The 17,784-nt window shown below is 66.5% G+C and carries 16 protein-coding genes; all 16 read left to right on the top strand.

From position 1 onward, the window contains the following. Positions 1–131 precede the first annotated feature (131 nt). The 16 genes from ACM0PK_RS13425 (at position 132) to ACM0PK_RS13500 (ending at position 17,783) form a co-directional block, all read left to right on the top strand. Positions 132–995: a phage capsid protein gene (locus tag ACM0PK_RS13425; RefSeq protein WP_180895402.1), complete on the top strand. Its 864-nt coding sequence runs from the start codon at positions 132–134 to the stop codon at positions 993–995. A 64-nt stretch (positions 996–1,059) separates the two neighbouring features. Then, a complete protein-coding gene (locus ACM0PK_RS13430) occupies positions 1,060–1,578 on the top strand; it encodes a hypothetical protein (RefSeq protein ID WP_414607114.1) in 519 nt (172 codons plus the stop codon). An 80-nt stretch (positions 1,579–1,658) separates the two neighbouring features. Beyond that, on the top strand, positions 1,659–2,249 hold the full coding sequence (locus ACM0PK_RS13435) for a phage connector family protein (protein WP_414607113.1): 591 nt from the start codon (positions 1,659–1,661) through the stop codon (positions 2,247–2,249). Positions 2,250–2,251: 2 nt separating this feature from the next. After that, the gene (locus tag ACM0PK_RS13440; protein WP_414607112.1) at positions 2,252–4,459 is read left to right on the top strand and encodes a phage tail protein; all 2,208 of its coding nucleotides are present in this window, start codon (positions 2,252–2,254) and stop codon (positions 4,457–4,459) included. Next, positions 4,456–4,902, top strand: a complete 447-nt coding sequence (locus tag ACM0PK_RS13445) for a GNAT family N-acetyltransferase (protein WP_100450376.1) — start codon at positions 4,456–4,458, stop codon at positions 4,900–4,902. The genes ACM0PK_RS13440 and ACM0PK_RS13445 overlap by 4 nt, the downstream gene beginning before the upstream one ends. Before the next feature lie 3 nt (positions 4,903–4,905). After that, on the top strand, positions 4,906–5,388 hold the full coding sequence (locus ACM0PK_RS13450; protein WP_202909968.1) for a hypothetical protein: 483 nt from the start codon (positions 4,906–4,908) through the stop codon (positions 5,386–5,388). A 1-nt stretch (position 5,389) separates the two neighbouring features. After that, complete coding sequence (locus tag ACM0PK_RS13455; RefSeq protein ID WP_414607111.1) at positions 5,390–7,468, top strand: hypothetical protein; 2,079 nt, start codon at positions 5,390–5,392, stop codon at positions 7,466–7,468. After that, on the top strand, positions 7,465–10,071 hold the full coding sequence (locus tag ACM0PK_RS13460) for a zeta toxin family protein (protein WP_414607110.1): 2,607 nt from the start codon (positions 7,465–7,467) through the stop codon (positions 10,069–10,071). Before ACM0PK_RS13455 ends, ACM0PK_RS13460 begins: the two co-directional genes overlap by 4 nt. Further along, entirely contained in the window at positions 10,071–12,521 is a 2,451-nt protein-coding gene (locus ACM0PK_RS13465) for a hypothetical protein (protein WP_414607109.1), read from the top strand. The genes ACM0PK_RS13460 and ACM0PK_RS13465 overlap by 1 nt, the downstream gene beginning before the upstream one ends. Then, positions 12,521–12,850 (top strand): hypothetical protein, encoded by a 330-nt coding sequence (locus tag ACM0PK_RS13470; RefSeq protein ID WP_495498532.1) that lies wholly within the window; start codon positions 12,521–12,523, stop codon positions 12,848–12,850. The genes ACM0PK_RS13465 and ACM0PK_RS13470 overlap by 1 nt, the downstream gene beginning before the upstream one ends. Position 12,851: 1 nt before the next feature. Further along, entirely contained in the window at positions 12,852–13,247 is a 396-nt protein-coding gene (locus tag ACM0PK_RS13475; RefSeq protein ID WP_414607107.1) for a hypothetical protein, read from the top strand. Then, positions 13,234–14,877, top strand: a complete 1,644-nt coding sequence (terL, locus tag ACM0PK_RS13480) for a phage terminase large subunit (protein WP_414607106.1) — start codon at positions 13,234–13,236, stop codon at positions 14,875–14,877. Before ACM0PK_RS13475 ends, terL begins: the two co-directional genes overlap by 14 nt. A 23-nt stretch (positions 14,878–14,900) precedes the next feature. Then, complete coding sequence (locus ACM0PK_RS13485; protein ID WP_414607105.1) at positions 14,901–15,149, top strand: hypothetical protein; 249 nt, start codon at positions 14,901–14,903, stop codon at positions 15,147–15,149. Continuing rightward, a complete protein-coding gene (locus tag ACM0PK_RS13490) occupies positions 15,142–15,684 on the top strand; it encodes a lysozyme (RefSeq protein ID WP_414607104.1) in 543 nt (180 codons plus the stop codon). Before ACM0PK_RS13485 ends, ACM0PK_RS13490 begins: the two co-directional genes overlap by 8 nt. Further along, positions 15,684–16,067, top strand: a complete 384-nt coding sequence (locus ACM0PK_RS13495; RefSeq protein WP_414607103.1) for a hypothetical protein — start codon at positions 15,684–15,686, stop codon at positions 16,065–16,067. Before ACM0PK_RS13490 ends, ACM0PK_RS13495 begins: the two co-directional genes overlap by 1 nt. A gap of 168 nt (positions 16,068–16,235) precedes the next feature. Beyond that, positions 16,236–17,783, top strand: coding sequence for a hypothetical protein (locus tag ACM0PK_RS13500; RefSeq protein ID WP_414607102.1), 1,548 nt, complete (start codon positions 16,236–16,238; stop codon positions 17,781–17,783). The last annotated feature ends 1 nt before the right edge of the window (position 17,784 follow it).

The following is a 17,784-nucleotide window of genomic DNA, read 5'->3' on the forward strand; positions in this document are numbered from 1 at the left end:
CTGCCAGCCATCGGCCCGGGGTGGCACCCGGATACCCGCGTAAGCCCGCGACGTTGCCACGCGAACCGCACGGCCCCGAGAGGGACACCCGGGCAGGCACGAGCCCCCCTTCAGACCCTTCGGAGCCCTATATGAGCCAGCAGATTACCGAAGCCTTCGTGCAGCAGTTCGCGGACAACTTCCGCCACGTGGCCCAGCAGACCCCGTCCCGCCTGGAAGGCTGTGTCCTTCTCGAGTCGGGCATCGTCGGTATGTCCAAGTCCATCAACCTGATGGGCCAGCGCACCGCACAGCGCCGCCTTGTCCGCCATGGTGATACCCCGATCAACGACCAGATCCACGGCACCCGCTACGTCGACCTGTACGACTGGGAAGACGGCGACATGGTCGACCAGCAGGACAAGATCCGCCTTCTGACTGATCCGACCAGTGACTACGTCAAGGCCATGGTTGCGGCGATGAACCGCTCCAAGGATGACAACATCATCAACGCCCTCGGTGGCTTCTCGCGCAGCACCACCGGCAACATCGCGTTGCCGAACACGCAGAAGATCGCGGTGAACGCGACGGGCATGACCAAGGCCAAGATCATCCGCGCGAAGAAGCTGTTCCGCCAGAACGAGGCGGACGAAGAGAACGGCGAAGAGCTGTTCATGGCCTACACCGCGCAGATGCTCGAGGACGTGCTGACCGATACCACCCTGACCTCGGCCGACTTCATGGCTGTGAAGATGCTGCAGGAAGGCAACATCAAGGGTAAGTGGTGCGGCTTCAGCTGGATTCCGACCGAACGCCTGCCGAAGGTTGGCACCACGCGGTTTGGCTACGCCTGGGCGAAGACCGGCGTGACCCTGGGTCTCGGCGAAGACACCACGACCGAGGTTGGCAAGGATCCGGGCAAGGGCTTCAACGTCCGTATCTACGCCAAGCAGTCCATCGGTGCGGTGCGCTCCGAGGAAGTGAAGGTCGTCGAAATCGCCTGCCTGGACCCCTGATCCATCCGGCGCAGCGGCTTCGGCCGCTGTTCCACCCAACCCATTCGCATACGAGGTAGCCACCATGGCAGTCGTCAACAAGCTCTCCGCCGCACTCGCTCAGCGCGACGGCGTCCCCTCCCAGCTCAACAGCAACGCCGCACCGACCAAGCTGGCCACCGGCCGCGTTAAGGAATCCATCGGCGTCATCGCCGTGGCCAACGGTGACAGCGCGGCCAGCGTGCTGCGCCTGTTCTCGGTGCATTCCAGCTGGCGCGTGAGCGCGCTCCTGCTGTCCTGCACCGCGATCACCGGCGCCGCCGCCGATATCGGCCTGTACGACCTGCCGACCCGCAACGCCGGCGCAGTCGTGGATTCCGACCTGTTCGCCTCGGCGGCAGACCTGGCCGCCGCGCAGAACGGCACGAACGTCCTGATCGAGTCGGGCACCGTCACCCCGGACAAGCTGGAATGGCCGCTGTGGCGCGTGCTGGGCCTGGCCGCTGACCCGGGCCTGTACTACGACGTGGCCGCAACCCTGACCGCTGGCGCGACCGCCGCCGGCAGCATCGCGCTCAAGGGTCACTTCATCGACGGCAACTGATCCAGGTTCCCAACCCGGATAGCAACAGGGAAACCATCCGGGCGCCGAGTGCGCCCGGCTTTTTTTGAGGGCCGCGCACCATGACCAATCCCGTCACGATCTGCTCCAACGCGCTGATGATGCTCGGCGCCAAGCCGATCGCCAGCTTCAGCGAGTCCGAAGGCGCGGGCTCGAACCTCGACCGAGCCAAGCTCTGCGCCGCGCTGTACCCCGGCCTGCGGCTGGCCATCCTGCGTGGTCACTACTGGAACACTTGCGTCAGGCGCGTGCAGCTCTCGCCGGATGAGGTGAGGCCCGCCTTCGGCTATGCGTACCGATTCCGCCTGCCGGGCGACTGGCTGCGCACCTGGGGCGTGGGCGATCGCAACACCCGCGGACGTCTCGATTACCGCACCGAGGGGCGCTACCTGCTCTGCGACGAGCCGATCATGCCGCTGCTCTACGGCGCCGACGTTCCCGAAGATCAGTGGGACACCCTGCTGGTGGACGTGATGACTGTCGCTGTGGCTGCGCGCCTGGCGTACCCGATCACCGCCAGCACCAGCGTGGAGGAAGCCAAGAAGATCGAGCTGCGCGACCTGCTGCGCGAGGCCAGGGCCACCGACGGCCAGGACGATCCGCCGGAGACGTTCGGCGACTTCCCGCTGCTGCAGAGCCGGATGAGGGGCTGACCATGCGCCTGACCCCCGCTCAAACCAACTTCACCGCCGGCGAGATCAGCCCGAAGCTCTACGGGCGCAGCGATATCGACCGCTACCGCAACGCGGCCGAGATCCTCGAGAACGTCATCATCATGGTGCAGGGTGGCGTGCAGCGCCGGCCAGGCCTGCGCTACTGCGCGCACGCCAAACACCAGGACAAGTACGCGACGTTGGTGCCCTACGTCTTCAGCCGATCGCAGGCCTACATGCTCGAGGTCGGCGATGCCTATATCCGGGTGTTCCTCGAGAACGGCGCACAGGTGCTGGTTGAGTCGAGCCCGGGCGTGTTCGCCCCGTTCGAGATCGTCACCGACTATGCCGAGGCCGACGTGGCCGCGATCGACTACGTGCAGAGCGGGGACACGATGTTCCTGTTCCACCCGGACTACGTGACCCGCCGCCTTCGCCGTTTCGGTGACGCCTCGTGGATCCTCGAGGCGGTGCCGTGGGTGGAAGAGCCCTTCGGCGAGGTGGGCTATGCCCCGCCGGTGAGCATGACGCTGGACAGCCTGGCGCTCGGCCCTGGGCGCACCATCACCACCAGCGCAGATGCGTTCCTCGCCGCAGACGTTGGCCGCGAGATTGAGGCCCTGGGCGGCCTGGCGGTCATCACGGCGGTTACCAGCCCGACCACCGCGACGGTCGACACGCAGACGCCTTTCCCTGCGCTGACCACCGCGGCTGGGCAGTGGGTGATCACCGGCAGCCCCTTGGCCGTGCTGACCCCCACCTACCCGGGCGGTGGGGCGAACGATCTGCCGCCGGTTGGCGCCTCGGTGACGCTGACCCTGGACGCGCCTGGCTGGCGCTCGGTGGACGTGGGCAAGTGGGTAGAGCTGAACGCCGGGCTTGTTCAGATCGATGCTGTCAGCTCGTCGACGGTGGCCACGGCGACTGTGCGGCGCGCGCTCACGGCGTTGGTGGCCGTGCCTGCCTTGGCCTGGGTGCTGAAGGGCACGGTGTGGGGCGGCCGCAACGGCTACCCGGGCACGGGAACGTTCTTCGAGCAGCGCCTGTGGCTGGCTGGCTCGCGCGCGTTCCCGCAGACCGTGTGGGGTTCGCGCATCGGCGAATACCTCAACTTCGAGCTGGGCACCAACGACGACGATGCGGTGTCGTTCGACCTGGCCAGCGATCGCCAGAACCTCATCCGGCACCTGACCCAGGTAAACGCCCTCGTGGCGCTGACCAACGGCGGTGAGTTCACCCTGCAGGGCAGCCTGGACAAGCCGATCACGCCCACCAACGTGCAGATCCGCAACCAATCCAGCTTTGGCTGTGGCGACGTCTCACCCGAGCGAGTGGGCCGGGAACTGGTGTTTACCCAGCGTGCCAACCGCAAGCTGCGCGCTCTGTCTGCCGACCGCATTGACACCGCGCAGTACGGGGCACCGGAACTGACCGTGTTGGCCGACCACATGACAGCGGGCGGCATCACCGGCAGCGCCTACGAGGCCGAGCCTGACTCGCTGCTGCATTGCGTGCGCACGGACGGCCAGCTGGCAACCTGCGCCCTCGATCGCGACCAGGAGGTGGTCGGCTGGTCCAGGCAGGTGACAGACGGCCGGTTTATCTCGGTGGCCACGCTGCCGCGCACGGACAGCGATCAAACCTGGGCGATCGTCAGCCGCACGGTGAACGGGGTGCAGCAGCGCTATGTGGAGCGCTTCGACCGCGACGTGATGACCGACGCCTGTGTCACCGCCACCAGCGTTGCAGGCGACACCACCTGGCTGGGCCTCGGCCACCTCGAGGGGAAGACGGTCAAGGTCAAGGCAGACGGTGTGGTGCTGAACGACCGTGTCGTGGCCGGCGGGCAGATCACCATCGAGCGGGCAGCCAAGCAGATCGAGATCGGGCTGGGCTTCTCGCCGCGCGTGAAGCTGCTGCGGCCGGAAATGTACAGCGATTCGGGATCTGCGCAGAGCAGCAACATCCGCGTTTCCGAGGTCGTGGTGCGCGTTCTCAACTCCACCGGCCTGCTGGTCAACGGCCAGGTGATGTTCGCGCGGAAAACCGGCCTCGGCGTGTTGGACCAGCCGCCGCCGCTGCTGACCGGCGATGAACGGGTCGAACAGCTGGGCTGGGAGATGGGCGACTTCCGCATGGAGATCACCCAGCCGCAGCCGTATCCCTTCCACCTGCAGGCAGTGATTACAACCATGACGGTGAACAAATGATCCGCCACGCGACCAACGACGACATGGGCGCAATGCTGATGCTGGCCGAGCAGATGCACGCCGAGTCGGACTACCGCCGATTCCCCTTCGCCATCGACAAGATGGCGCGACTGTTTCAGGCGCTGATGGACGGGCAGGGCGTGGTCCTGGTCGCCGAGCAGGCCGGCCGCGTGGTCGGTGTGATGGCTGGCTACTGCGAAGAAAGCTGGTTCACCCCCGCGAAGGTGGCTGGCGAATACGGCGTGTTCGTCGAGCCCGGCGCCCGTGGCGCTGCGCTGGCCGCTGGGCTGGTGCGCGCCTTCTGCGCCTGGGCGAAGGAGCAGGGCGCCGACCTGATCCAGGTGGGCGTCACCACCGGAGTGACCACTGACCGCACGGCCCAGCTGTACGAACGGCTTGGCTTCCGCCGCACCGGCATTGTTTTCGAGTTCGAAGGAGACTGAACCATGGGTATGGCAGTAATCCCGGTCATCCAGTGGGGCGCATTGGCGCTCAGTGCCGGCGCCGCTATCTACCAGGGCGAGCAGCAGAGCAAATACAACAACTATCTCGCAGCCCAGGCAGAAGCAGACTCGCGCGCCGAGCGTGGCGCCGCGCAGGTCGAGGCCGAGCGCATCCTGAAGGCGTCGAAGCGACAGCGCAGCGAAGCGGTGGCGGCGCTGGCAGCGTCCGGTGTCGACGTGAACAGCTCCACCGCGCTGAAGATCGACGAAGAGATTTCCCGCGGCGCTTCCGAAGACGCATTCCTGACCCTGACCGGCGGCAACGACCGCGCCGCACGCCTCAACGCTGAGGCTGCCGGAGCACGCTATGCCGGCCAGCAGGCGCGGACCAGCGGCTACATCAATGCGGGGACGTCGCTGCTCAGCTCTGGCTCGAGCATTGCCCGCGGATGGAAGCGCACCAGCAGCCTGAGCGGGGGGCGCTGATATGGCACGCATCGATATCGGCCAGTTCGGGCAGGGTGGCGGCACCGCGCCGCTGGTGCGTTCCCGCGTCAGCGGAGCGGGGGTAGGCGACGTCGCGCAGGCGGTCGGGCAGCTGGGCAACGTGGCTGCGCAAATCGGCAACTCGATGGCTGCCGAGGAAGCGCGGGAGGCTGAGGGCTTGGCGCGCGCGAAGGCGGCCAATGCCCAGCTCGACTACGAGCTGCAGGTGGGAGACGTCCAGCGCAAGCTCGAGGACGACGTGGCCACCGGCAACGTGCCGTATGCCGAGGCGGCGAGTCGCTACCAGGAAGCTGTCGGCAAGATCGAGAAACCGGCGATTGCCGGCCTCACTCCCGATTTGCAACTGGCCTACGATCGCGGGCTGCAGCGGACTGTTACTGCCGGGCAGCTCGGCGTCGATCGGGTGGCGCGCACGGCCAAACGCGCCGACTTCCGCGGGCAGTTCGACGCTGCCCTGGACAAGCTGGGCAAGATCGCCGGCATGCCTGGCGCCGATATCACCGCGGTCAACCAGCGGGCGCAGGCCTTCGCGCCGCTGGCCAAGCAGGCCGGCCTGAGCGATGCAGCAGTGGGTAAGGCCCTGCAGGACTTCTACGACCGCACCTGGACGTCGCAGGCCACCCAACGGGCGATCTTCGCCCGCGAGGATCCCGCGGCGCTGAAGACGCTGGAAACCGACCTGTCCAGTAGCGATGGCTTCTATGCCGACAAGCTGGATCCCGAGAAGCGCAACGCGCTGCTGTCGCAGGTGATGACCCGGCAGCAGACCCTGCAGGACCGGGCAGAACGGGCGGCCGATCGCATCGACGCGAAGGCGCAGCGCGTGCTGGGCCAGATCGACCGGCAGATCGCCAGCGCCGTACCGGCAACGCCGGAAATGTGGGCGGCTTGGGCCGATTCGATGAAGGGCGCCAGCCCGGACGTGCGCGCTGAGTTCGACCAGCGCGTGGCCGAGGAAAAGGAAGTCCAGAAGGTACTGCGCATGCCGACAGCACAGCAGCAGACCTACCTGCAGAAGGCCGAGGCAGAGCTGGCCACTGCCGGTGGCACCGTGCAGCGCAAGGAAAACCTGGCGCGCACGCGCTCGGCGATCGAAGCGGCACAGAAGCAGCTGGATGAAACGCCGCTGCTGTTCAACGCATCGCGCGAAGGTGGCGAGGTTGAGCCACTGAACCTGGCAGCGCTGGCCAGCCCGGCCGACGCTTGGGAGGTGGGTGCGCAGCTGCAGAACCGCGCCGCCACCATCGACAGCATGCGCAAGCGCTATGGCTCTCAGGTTCAGATGGCCGTCCTGCTGCCGCAGGAAGTCCAGGCGCTCAGCGAGCAGCTGAAGCAGGGCACCAGCACGCAGCAGGCGCAGATGCTGGCCCAGCTGCGCACGGCGACCATGGATGACAAGGTGTTCAACGCGGCCATGAAGCAGCTCGCGCCCGAGCAGCCGGTGGTCGCCTACGCCGGCATGCTGGCCACCCGTGAGCGCGCACAGGTGACGCTGCAGAAACACTGGTTCAAGGATGACGAGGCGGCCAGCGGCCGGGACGTCGCCGCCACCATGCTCGAGGGCAACCGGCTGCTGCAGGGAAAGGGTGATTCCAAATTCCCGCTGCCACCGGAAAAGGAGTTCCGCGACCAGTTCACGCGCGACACCGGCGCCCTGTTCGCTGGCCGGCCAGGTGCTGCTGACGTCGCCATGCAGGCGGTGCGTGCGTACTACACCGGCCAGTCTGCTGCCGACGGCGATCACTCGGCCGAGGTCAACAGCGACCGCATGAAGAAGGCGATCACTGCGGCGCTGGGCGAGGTGGTCGACGTCAACGGACGGGGTGAGGTGCTGGCGCCTTGGGGCATGGGCTCGGACACGTTCGAGGATCAGGCGGAGCAGGCATTCACCGAGTCCGCGAGGGCGGCGGGCCTGCCCGACACGGTGGTGGGCAGCTTCAGCAAGTACGGTCTGCGCCAGCAGAGCGAGCGCACCTACTACGTGACCCGCGGGCGTGAATTCCTGACCACCAAGGATGGGAAGCCCCTGACCATCACCATCACCGGGAGCGGCCGATGAGCGTTTTCGATCTGGACGAGCAGGGCCGCAAGCAGCTCGACGAGCGGGCGGTGGCCAATCCGCTGGACCTGTCGAAGGTGAAGCCTGGGTTCTTCGAAGGCCTGGGCTCGTCGGTTTTCAGCGGCACCATGCGGGGCGGTGCGCGGGCCGGCACCGCCGTGCTGACCGCCGGTGTTGTCCCGGTAGCGGCGCGGGACGATTACCTCTCGTCCTTTATGACGGACGACGTGGCCGACTTCCTGCAGGCGCAGGGTGTGGCCAATCCGACGCGCGGCGCCACCACCGCCGGCCAGGATGCCTACTTCGCGGACGTGGTGGAGGGGATCGGCCAACGGGCAGTCGACGCCTGGACGCCGGACCCCACGGAAACGGGCACCGCCGGGCGCGTGCTGGGTGGTCTGGCTGAGATCGTGCTGCCGCTGGCTGCGGCGGGTGGCAATCCATCGCTGCTGGCAGCAACTGAGGGCATCGAGCGGCCGGCCTCGCTGGTCAAGCAGGGTGTCGGCGCAGGCACTGCGCAGGCGGTCGGCCTGGCCGGCTCCGTCGGTACGCTGGCCGGGTTCAAGCTGCCGGCCGCATTCGGATCCACCCTCACTCAACGGCTGGCCACCGGCGCCGCGGGCAACCTACTGCTGGGTGCCGGTGTCTCGGGCGCGCAGTACGCTGCACTGCAGGCTGGTGGCAACGCTGAGCAGGCCAAGGCCTTCGATCCGCTGGACGTGGAAGCCCGCGCCGTTGACGCGCTGACCGGCCTCGCCTTCGGTGCGCTGGCGCATGCCACCGCGCCGCGCATGCCCCTGGAACAGCGCGATGCGCTGCTGACCGCGCGCCATGCTGATCGCTTCCAGCGCACTGCCACCGATCCGCTGGTTGCCGACGAAGGCGCGGCCATCCGTGGCCAGGACGCGCTGCAGGACGCGCTCGAGCAGCTGGCACGCGGCGAGCCGGTGAACGTGGTCGACACGATCCGGCCGTCGGACTTCCTGCTGCCGTTGGCCGATCAGGCAGCGGCACCAGTGGCGGCGCTGTCGGGCTACCCAGCCTTCCGCCGCGCGCTCGAGTCCGGCGGCCGTGCTGATGCGCGCAACCCTGAATCCACGGCGCTGGGCATCGACCAGTTCACCGCCGGCACCTGGCGCCGAATGGTGGCCAAGACCAAGCCGGAATGGGCGCAGGGACTGGACGACGCGCAGCTGCTGGCGATGCGAACGGATCCGGCACGCTCGGCAGAAATGGTGGCGGCGCTCGATGCGGAGAACACCGCGGGATTGCAGGCCGAGGGGCTGCCAGTCGACGCCTACACCCTGTATGCCGCGCATCATTTCGGCTTGGCCGGTGGCCGGCGCTTTGCCCGCTCCGATGGTGCCACCCCGATGGACCGGATCCTGAGCCGCGGGCAGCTCGAGGCCAATCCCTACCTGCGGGGCCTGACCAAGGACGAGGCGATCTCCAACTGGAACCAGCGCGCCAAGCGTGCCGGCGTGCTGCCTGACGGTGGGCTGGTCGACACCAACCCGGCGGGGCAGGCCCTGCGGGAGCGCCTGGTGACGGACCCGGACAAGCTGCTGCGCGACTATGCCGCCCTGGAAGACTCGGACGGCGGCCGGGTGCTGAACACCGACACCGCCCGCGAGCTGTCGCCGGAATACCTCGCCGACCGCACCCGCAGTGCTGACGTGCACGAGGCGGCCAGCGACACCATCAAGCTGCTCTACGAGCAGAAACTGGCCCAGCCGACCCCCGAGGGCTTCGATTCGACGGTGTTGTTCACTGCCGGTGGCACCGGGGCGGGCAAGACGTCTGCCCTGAAGGCCCGCGGCGAGGTGGTCGGCCGGCCAGAGATCATCTACGACACGAACATGAACACCCTCAGTTCGGCCGTGGACAAGATCGAGCAGGCCCTGGCCGCAGGCCGGGACGTCGATATCGTCTATGTGTACCGGGATCCGGTGGATGCGCTGACCAATGGCGCAATCCCGCGCGCCCAGCGCCAGGTTGAGCGCTTCGGCACCGGCCGCACTGTGCCGCTGCGGGAGCATGCCCGCACGCACGCTGGGGTGCGCCCGACCATCGAGGCCTTGGCCGCCCGTTACGCGGATGACCCCCGGGTCAACATCGACGTCATCGACAACAGCGGCGGCAAGGGTCAGCAGAAAATGACCGATCTTGCAAGCCTCCCCCGAGTGGAGGAAGATAGTCTCCATGGCAGCCTCCAAGACGCCCTCGACCAAGCCCGTGCAGGCGGACTCGCAGAAGACCTCTACCGAGGATTCGGCGGCCCTGGACGCGGCGCACCAGCAGCGCTGGGGCGAGATCTGGCAGGAAATGGCCGACGCCAAGGCGGCGCGCAAGGCTCGCCTGGCCGCGAAGCCGGCGGCCGCGGCGAAGTAAGCCCCACCCCCGAAACACCTCTAGATGCGGCGCGCATTCTCGCCGCCGAAGATCCCAACGCCTCAATCATGGTTGGCACTGACGCTGATGGCGGTGCGGTGCATCGTTCTGTGGCTGACGAGATTGCGGATATCGAGGCAGAGCTGGCGCAAGCCACTGCCGACTCTGCTGCCTTCCAGGCGGCGATCAACTGTGCGTACAGGAGAGGGTGATGCAACCAGCATGCGTCCAGGAAGTCGCGGCCGCTATCGGCCGCCAGCCGTCTGCAGCAGAAGTTGCCAGCATCGAGGCGGGGCTGAAGCGCCACATGCAGCAGTTGGCTCGGACAAACCCCGATTGGCGCTCCCTTTCACGCCAGCAGCGCGAGCAGTTGGCTGCGGAAGCCGCGCAGGCTGAGGCGCTTGCGGAAGCAACCAAGGCCGCCCAGCGGCGCGCAGACAACCTGCTGGCCCAAGTACGGGAGACGGAACGAATCCGCGATCGGGCTGCGCAGCTGAGCGGCCGAGGCAGAAAGAACACTGCGCATGCTGCCGTGTTCGAACGATTCCTTCAGGTGGACTCAGCCTCGGCCGGCGTCATCAAGGAATACATGGGGCAGCTGATGCCCGCGCTGCGAGCCGTTGAGCCACGGTTCTTCGGGCTGTTCGAGAATCGCGAAAACGTCGTAGCGTTCGCACGTGCGGTGATCGACGGTGACGATTCGAACCCTGTTATGAAGAAGGCCGCCGAAATCTGGTTGCCGGTCGCGGAAGCGATGCGCCTGCGGTCCAACAACGCGGGAACGGCGATCGGGAAGATCGACTACGGCTATCTTCCGCAGCCACATGACGTGGGTAGAGTAGCCCGGGCCGGCAAGCAGGCATGGGTGGACTTCGTCTTTCCGCGGCTGAGGCGCGAAGCGTTCCTGCGTGAAGATGGTTCCCCAATGGGGGACGCCGAACTGCGGGACTTGCTCGGGAGCGCGTTCGACACGATCTCCACTGAGGGGCGCAGCAAGCGCGTGCCTGGCACACAGGGAAGAGGCTCGAGGGCCAGCCGATTCGACGACGCTCACCGCGTGCTGCACTTCAAGGACGCCGACAGCCACGTCGAGTACATGGATAACTTCGGTCGCGGCTCAATGCTGGAAGCCGTCGTCGGGCATGTGAGTTCGATGGGGAAGAACATCGCGATGATGGAGGAACTCGGCCCCAACCCGAGCGCTACTGCCAGGATGCTGCGGGAGACGGCCGAGCAGCTGGACAACAAGACCGGCGCTCGTTCGTCTTGGCACGAGCAGACCACGCTCGAGAATGTATGGGACACGCTGTCGGGTCTGACCGCGCAGCCGGTCAGCGCCAAGATGGCGCAGAACTTCCAAGCTGCTCGAAGCCTGAACGTCATGTCGAAGCTGCAGGGCGTGATGCTTTCCTCGATCACCGACGTACCGACGCTTTTGATCAATGCGCGGGCGTCGGGGGTACCGCTCGGCGACGCCCTGAAGACGATGTTCAAGGGATTCGGCAAGCATGGGCGCAAGGTCGCGGAAGACCTTGCCATCGGTATGGACGAGATAGGCAGTGAAATGTCCCGCTGGCACACGGAGGTGTTCGCTCAGAATTGGGCCGACAAGCTGGCCAACACCACGATGAGGCTTACCCTGGTGGAGGCATGGACCAATGGACTGCGCCGTTCAGCCGGGTTGATGCTCTCGCGGGCAATGGAGCGGATGAGGCACACCCCTTGGGATCAACTAGACGAGTGGGGACGGCGGCGCATGGAGAGTGCAGGCATCACGCCGGAGGATTGGGCTATCTGGCAGCAGGCCGAAGCTCGCGACGGCATGTTGACCAAGGACGGAATACGCGCTGTCGACGCCAGCGAGGCGGATCTGAACCGCGCAACCGCGCGCTTCCTCGGCTACCTGGATGCCGAATCGAAGAACATGGTTACTGCTCCCGACCTCATTACGCGCTCGATGATGCAGCAGGGCACGCGCGCAGGTACGTTCGGTGGCGAAATGCTGCGAACCTTGCTGGCATTTAAGATGTTCCCAGCGTCGATCTTCAACAAGACCCTGCGGCGCATCCGCGATATCCCGACCACTCAGGGAAAGATCGCCTATAGCGTCTCAATGATGGCAAGCCTGCAACTGTTCGGCGCAGCCGCTCTGCAGCTGAAAGACCTGGTGCAAGGCAAGGACCCGCGGGACATGACGACTGCAAAGTTCTGGCAGGCGGCGTTCGTCCAGGGCGGTGGCGCTGGCATTCTCGGTGACGTCTTCTACACCGGCATGGGGGGCGACAATCGAGGCGGCCAGGCGAACTGGGCTGGGTTGGTGGCCGGACCAGTGTTTGGCACCGGCTTCGACGCGTTCAATGTGCTGCGCAAGGGCTCCGGCTGGGCCTTCGGTGATGAGAACCCCGACGAGCTGCAGCGAGAATTCGGCGCCGAGGCGTTCCGATTTGCCAAGGGCAACGCGCCGTTTGTGAATCTGTGGTACCTGCGTGGTGCGCTGGATCACATGTTCTTCCATGATATTCAGGAGCAACTCAGCCCCGGATACCTACGGCGCATGCGTAAGCGCGCACAGAAGGACTGGAATCAGAGGTACTGGTGGGAGCCTGGTGAGGCAATGCCTGATCGGGCTCCCGATTTCGAAGCAACTACAGGAGATCGATGATGGGACCTGGTGCGATGTTTGTGGGGATGATGGCCGAAGTGACAATTCCAACGCTCCTGTTGTTCGCCCTCTGCTACATGGCGATGGTGGGGAAGCGTCGCTTCGGGGCCATTCGGGGGATTTCTGCATTTCTCGTAGCTCTGATCGCTGGAGGCGCGGCATACGCGACGACCTGCTTGATCCTCAGGCTTGGGTCGGCATCCGGAGGAAATGGGGACGACCTTTCGATGGTGCTGATCTTGCTGCTTCCGCTCATTGCGTCAGTGGCTGCGATTCGGTTCCTCGCGCCGAAGAACGGCGGCGATGCTGGACCGCCAAGCGGAGGCTGACATGCGCGAAGACCAATACCTGCGGCTGCAGGCCCTGAGCGAGAAGCTGGCCGAGGCCTTCATCGAGGAAGCGGACCCGGCCACGTGGACCGGCGCCGGTAAGGCGCCCAGCGAGATGGACAAGGCCGAGCGCGGCGACCGCTACTGGTGCAAGCGCAACGCGGCGGCCACTGGTGGGCTGCTGCTGCGCGTCGGCTCGCTGGTGTCGATGATCCAGCGCGACAGCAGCGGCAACGGCGGTGCCGGTGAGGTGGGAGCCGCGGACGATCAGGACGGCGACGGCGGACTGGAAGCCGAGGTAGCAGCGGCGGAGAAGGAGGGCAAGCGGCTGCTCGACCAGGTGATGAAGCAGCAGCGCCGCGCAGCCGAAGTGGCGAAGATCCATGGCAAGTCGTGACGTCTCGTTTCTGACGTTCTTCCTGATGTGGGCACGTGTCCAGGGGTGGACCGTGCCCCTGCTGCATGTGCGCATCTGCACGTGGCTGGAAACCTGCACGGATCCAGAGCGGGTATTGATGGTGTTCCGCGGGGCGGCGAAGTCCACGATCTACGCGGTGTTCAAGGCCTGGACCCTGTACCGCAACCGCGCGCACCGCTCGCTGGTGTGGTCGGCCGACAACGACACCGCCGGCATGCTGACCGCCGACACCATCAACGTGCTGCGCAACCACCCGCTGTGCATCGGCATGCTGCCCCGGAAGCCAGGTGCAAAGCGCTTTTCGGTGCTGGGTTCGCGGGACGCCCGTAACGCCAGCATGCGCGCGGTAGGCGTCACCTCGAACGCCACCGGTGCGCGCGCGGACGCCGTGGACTTCGACGATATCGAGGTGCCCGGCAACATCGAGACGCCCGAGGCCCGGCTGAAGCTGCGGCAGCGCATCAGCGAATCGACCCACATTGCGGTGCCTGGCGCGCAAAAGACCTTCATCGGCACGCCGCACACGCACGACAGCATCTACCCGGAGCGCATTGCCGCCGGCGCGTCTACGCTGATCATCCCGCTGTTCGCGCACGCCACACGGTACAAGCAGACCGACAGCAAGACCCGGTACCCGATCAAGTTCACGCCGGCCGACGACGGGCTGTATGTGGTGATCGGCATCCACAAGCACGCCCGGGTGCTTGTCGAGGGCACCGACTACCGGGTGGACCGCGGCGAAGTGGTGTTCGCCAAGCCGCCCGGCGCCGTGCTGGATATCTACAGCGGCTGCGCCTGGCCGGAGCGGTTCGACCGGAACGAGATCGAGCTGCGCCGGAAGGAGACGCGCACCCTCAACGCATGGGACAGCCAGTACATGCTTGAAGCCAAACCCATCGAAGAGATCCGCCTGGACCCGGAGCGGATCACCCCCTACGCCGTCGAGGCGGTCATCAGGAAGGCCAACGGCACGGCTGCCATGTTCCTGGGCGGCGTGCAGATCGCCATGGCGTCGGTGCGCTGGGATCCGGCCAGCGGCAAGCTCAACTCCGACGTGTCGGCCGTCGCCGTGGTGCTGCAGGACCTGATCGGCCGGCGCTACCTGCACCGCATGGAGCAGTTGACCGGCGAGGTGGCGGAGTTCGACGACACCGGAAAGGTCATCACCGGCGGCCAGGTGTGGCAGCTGTGCGACCTGATCGAGTCGCTGAACCTCCCGCGCGTGGTGGTGGAAACCAACGGTATCGGCGCCTTCGCTCCGGCCGTGCTGAGGGCCGCGCTGAAGCAGCGCCGGCTGCGCTGCGGCGTGGCGGTGGAGCAGGCGGTGGCCAACAAGAACCGCCGCATCCTCGAGGCCTGGGAGCCGCTGCTGGAATCGGGCGGCCAGCTGTGGGCGCACGTGAGCGTGCTACGTGGGCCGCTGTGGGATCAGATGAAGGAATGGATCCCGACCGCGCCGAACCAGAAGGACGACTACCTGGACGCCGGCGCGGGCGCGCTGACCGATACACCTGAACGAGTCGGGCAGATAGTCGGGAATCCGAACATCACCGCGCGGGACGATTGGCGCCACAGCGCAGGGGAGCATGAGGTCGTGTTCGAGCGCTGAACGTCCACCCGTTCGGAGCCTCGATGAAAGAGCAGATCACCCAAGACCTGGCCGTGGCCGCGGCGAAGATTGCCCCGGTCGCCGGCGTCACGGTCGGCACGTACAACCCCGGGTACACGCTCAGCGACTGGGCCGTGATCTGCACGATCCTGTTCACGCTATTGCAGATGTTCAATCTGCTGGTGAAGAACTGGGGCGCATGGACCGACTGGGGGCGAGCTCGCTGGCTGGCCCTATGCCGGTTGATCGCCAAGGTGGCCCGCCGTGGCTGACCAGGCACCGAGCGGCAAGGGCCGCAAGTTCGGGTTTGCCGCCGCGCCGGCCGCGCTGATCCTGGCGCTGGTCGCCGCGCTCGGCCAGGACAACTCCGCCCACGAGGGCAGGAAGTACGTGCCCTATCGAGACTCGGGCGGTATCTGGACCGTCTGCGCCGGCATCACCGGGCCGGCCGTTGTGCCCGGTCGGCGCTACACCCCAGCCGAGTGCGGGAAGCTCGAGCAGGACTATGTGCAGGCCATGCTGCACAACATGGGCCGCTGCGTTCGCGGGGAATTCGAGTTCCACGAGGTGAAGGCCTGGGGCCATTTCGCCTACAACGTGGGCAACAACGCGTTCTGCAGCAGCACCGCGGCCAAGCGCCTGAACGCCGGCGAGCGCACCGCCGCCTGCGATGAAATCTGGAAGTGGCGCTTCGTCACCATCGACGGCGCCAAACGCGACTGCTCACTTCCGCAGTGGCGTTCGAAGTGCGGCGGCATCATCGACCGCCGGCAGTGGGAAATGGCCACCTGCAGAGGAACCCTGTAATGACCCCGCGACAGGCAATCACCATGGCCGTGGTGGTGGTGCTGCTATCGATCGGCGGCTGCTACTACCTGAAGGGGCGAACGGACGCCGCCACCTCAGCCGAAAACAAGGCGCTGCAGGCCCAGGTCCGGGCCACCAGCACCAGCGTCCAGATCAGCCGCGACACTGCCGCCGCCGTCGACCTGGAAGCCCACGAAACCCGCGAACGCACCGCCAAGGCGGTGGAGGCCATCCATGCGACTTCTTCCGATCCTGATCCTGCCGCTGCTGCTGACGTCCTGCGCATTGCTCGGGAGGCGCACGACCGCGCCATACGCGCCGCCTGCCGGGTGCAGCGAACGAGCGATTGCCCTGCGGCCGCCGGCACCGCCGACAGACCGTGATTGGGTGAAGTGGTCCGCGGCCTATGTGGGCGCGGTCGGCGCCTATGAGGACAGCGAGAACAAGCGCGCCTACACCGCCGAGTGCCTGGACGAACACCGGGGGAAATAGTCGGGAACCCGAAGCGGGGCCAGGCCGACCATCTGCTGCAGTCTCCCGCAGGTGCCGCCATGACCGTCCCCGCCTACACCGGCCCCAACACCTCGATCGCCAACGGCGTCACGACGGTGTTCCCCTACAGCTTCCGCATCCTCGACGCGGCCCACATTCGGGTCACCGTCAACGGCCTCGTCCGCATCCTCGGCACGCACTACACCGTCGAAGGCGTGGGCAATCCCGCCGGCGGTAATGTCGTGTTCGTGGCGCCGCCGGCAGCCAATGCCAAGGTGGTGCTGCACCGGGCAATGCCGATCGTCCGAGTCATCAACTACGAGAACCTGGGCGACCTGCTGGCGCAGACCCTCAACGAGGATCAAGACGCGCCGGTGATGATGATTCAGCAGCTTATGGCCGACTCCATGCTGCTGGTGCCGGACCCCGAAGGCAGCGGCGACATGGTGTGGGATGCCAAGGGCTCGCGCATCATCCACGTGGGCGATGCCACCCAGGACATGGACGCCCTCAACAAGCGCACCGCGCTGGTGCTGATCGAGCAGGTGCAGAACGGCGGCGGCACGGTGGGGGTTTCACCTCAGCTGTGGACCTTCGTCGGCGACGGCGAGGTGACAGACTTCCCGCTGGCCGGGGCTGACGTAACGGACCCGCTGTTCTACGACACGGCGGTGGAGCTGGCCGCCAACGCGGGCAACTACAAGGTATCCCGCCCGGTCGATGCCAACGGCGTAGGCGAGTTTCTGATTGTGCCAGGCGTCAGCGGAGCGCCGCCGGCTATCAGGTTCCTGCAGCCCCTCGGGGACGGCGTCCGGGGCTTTACGACCCTGCGCGGCTACGCGCGGCCGTGGATCGGACAGCAGCCGATCTACACCGTTGCGCCCCGAATCATCAGCGTAACCGGCAACGTCACGCTGGGCGGGGACATGCACAACACCCTGATCCTGGCCAACTCGCCGAGCCCAATCACCATCACCATGCGCGCCAACACCGGCGGCAGCGCTGACTGGAAGGAGGGTCAGTTCTTCTCTGTGATGCAGGTAGGAGCGGGGCAGGTGACGTTGGCAGTCGAGGGCGGTGGTGGGCAGCTCAATGTGCCGGCCAGTTTCGAGGCCAAGACCCGCGCGCAGCGCAGCATCATCAGCGCCACCAACATCGCGCCGGATGCTGATGCTTGGGTGGCCGCCGGCGACATGTTGCGGGTTGCCTCGGCACCGGACCTGCAGTGCTTTGAGCTGATCGACCGCACGGTCTTGTTGACCGCTGACATTGCCATCGGCAATGGCAAGGACAGCCTGGTGCTTCCCTACGGCCTGCTACTCGACACGGTGGCCAATGGAGGAATCTACGCCACCCTTTCCACCGCACAGGCCTCGGGTACGCCGCTGACGATCGACGTCAACCGCAACGGCACCAGCATCCTGGCCACGAAGTTGACCTTCGATAGCAACGAGCGCAGCACCACTACCGCAGCCACTCCGCCGGTGCTGGTGGCCGGTGGCGACGTGCTGGCCAAGGGGGATGAGATCACCATCGACGTGGACCAGGTGGGCACGGCGGGCGCCCGTGGCCTCCGGGTGTACCTCGTCGGCCAGAGGGCCTCCTGAC

This window comes from Stenotrophomonas sp. FR010 (genome assembly GCF_047520755.2).
GTDB lineage: Bacteria > Pseudomonadota > Gammaproteobacteria > Xanthomonadales > Xanthomonadaceae > Stenotrophomonas > Stenotrophomonas sepilia.

Excerpts from the sequence above, each read along its gene's own strand:
- ACM0PK_RS13425 (WP_180895402.1), top strand. The coding sequence starts at position 132 with ATGAGCCAGCAGATTACCGAAGCCTTCGTGCAGCAGTTCGCGGACAAC.
- ACM0PK_RS13430 (WP_414607114.1), top strand. The coding sequence starts at position 1,060 with ATGGCAGTCGTCAACAAGCTCTCCGCCGCACTCGCTCAGCGCGACGGC.
- ACM0PK_RS13435 (WP_414607113.1), top strand. The coding sequence starts at position 1,659 with ATGACCAATCCCGTCACGATCTGCTCCAACGCGCTGATGATGCTCGGC.
- ACM0PK_RS13440 (WP_414607112.1), top strand. The coding sequence starts at position 2,252 with ATGCGCCTGACCCCCGCTCAAACCAACTTCACCGCCGGCGAGATCAGC.
- ACM0PK_RS13445 (WP_100450376.1), top strand. The coding sequence starts at position 4,456 with ATGATCCGCCACGCGACCAACGACGACATGGGCGCAATGCTGATGCTG.
- ACM0PK_RS13450 (WP_202909968.1), top strand. The coding sequence starts at position 4,906 with ATGGGTATGGCAGTAATCCCGGTCATCCAGTGGGGCGCATTGGCGCTC.
- ACM0PK_RS13455 (WP_414607111.1), top strand. The coding sequence starts at position 5,390 with ATGGCACGCATCGATATCGGCCAGTTCGGGCAGGGTGGCGGCACCGCG.
- ACM0PK_RS13460 (WP_414607110.1), top strand. The coding sequence starts at position 7,465 with ATGAGCGTTTTCGATCTGGACGAGCAGGGCCGCAAGCAGCTCGACGAG.
- ACM0PK_RS13465 (WP_414607109.1), top strand. The coding sequence starts at position 10,071 with ATGCAACCAGCATGCGTCCAGGAAGTCGCGGCCGCTATCGGCCGCCAG.
- ACM0PK_RS13470 (WP_495498532.1), top strand. The coding sequence starts at position 12,521 with ATGGGACCTGGTGCGATGTTTGTGGGGATGATGGCCGAAGTGACAATT.
- ACM0PK_RS13475 (WP_414607107.1), top strand. The coding sequence starts at position 12,852 with ATGCGCGAAGACCAATACCTGCGGCTGCAGGCCCTGAGCGAGAAGCTG.
- terL (WP_414607106.1), top strand. The coding sequence starts at position 13,234 with ATGGCAAGTCGTGACGTCTCGTTTCTGACGTTCTTCCTGATGTGGGCA.
- ACM0PK_RS13485 (WP_414607105.1), top strand. The coding sequence starts at position 14,901 with ATGAAAGAGCAGATCACCCAAGACCTGGCCGTGGCCGCGGCGAAGATT.
- ACM0PK_RS13495 (WP_414607103.1), top strand. The coding sequence starts at position 15,684 with ATGACCCCGCGACAGGCAATCACCATGGCCGTGGTGGTGGTGCTGCTA.
- ACM0PK_RS13500 (WP_414607102.1), top strand. The coding sequence starts at position 16,236 with ATGACCGTCCCCGCCTACACCGGCCCCAACACCTCGATCGCCAACGGC.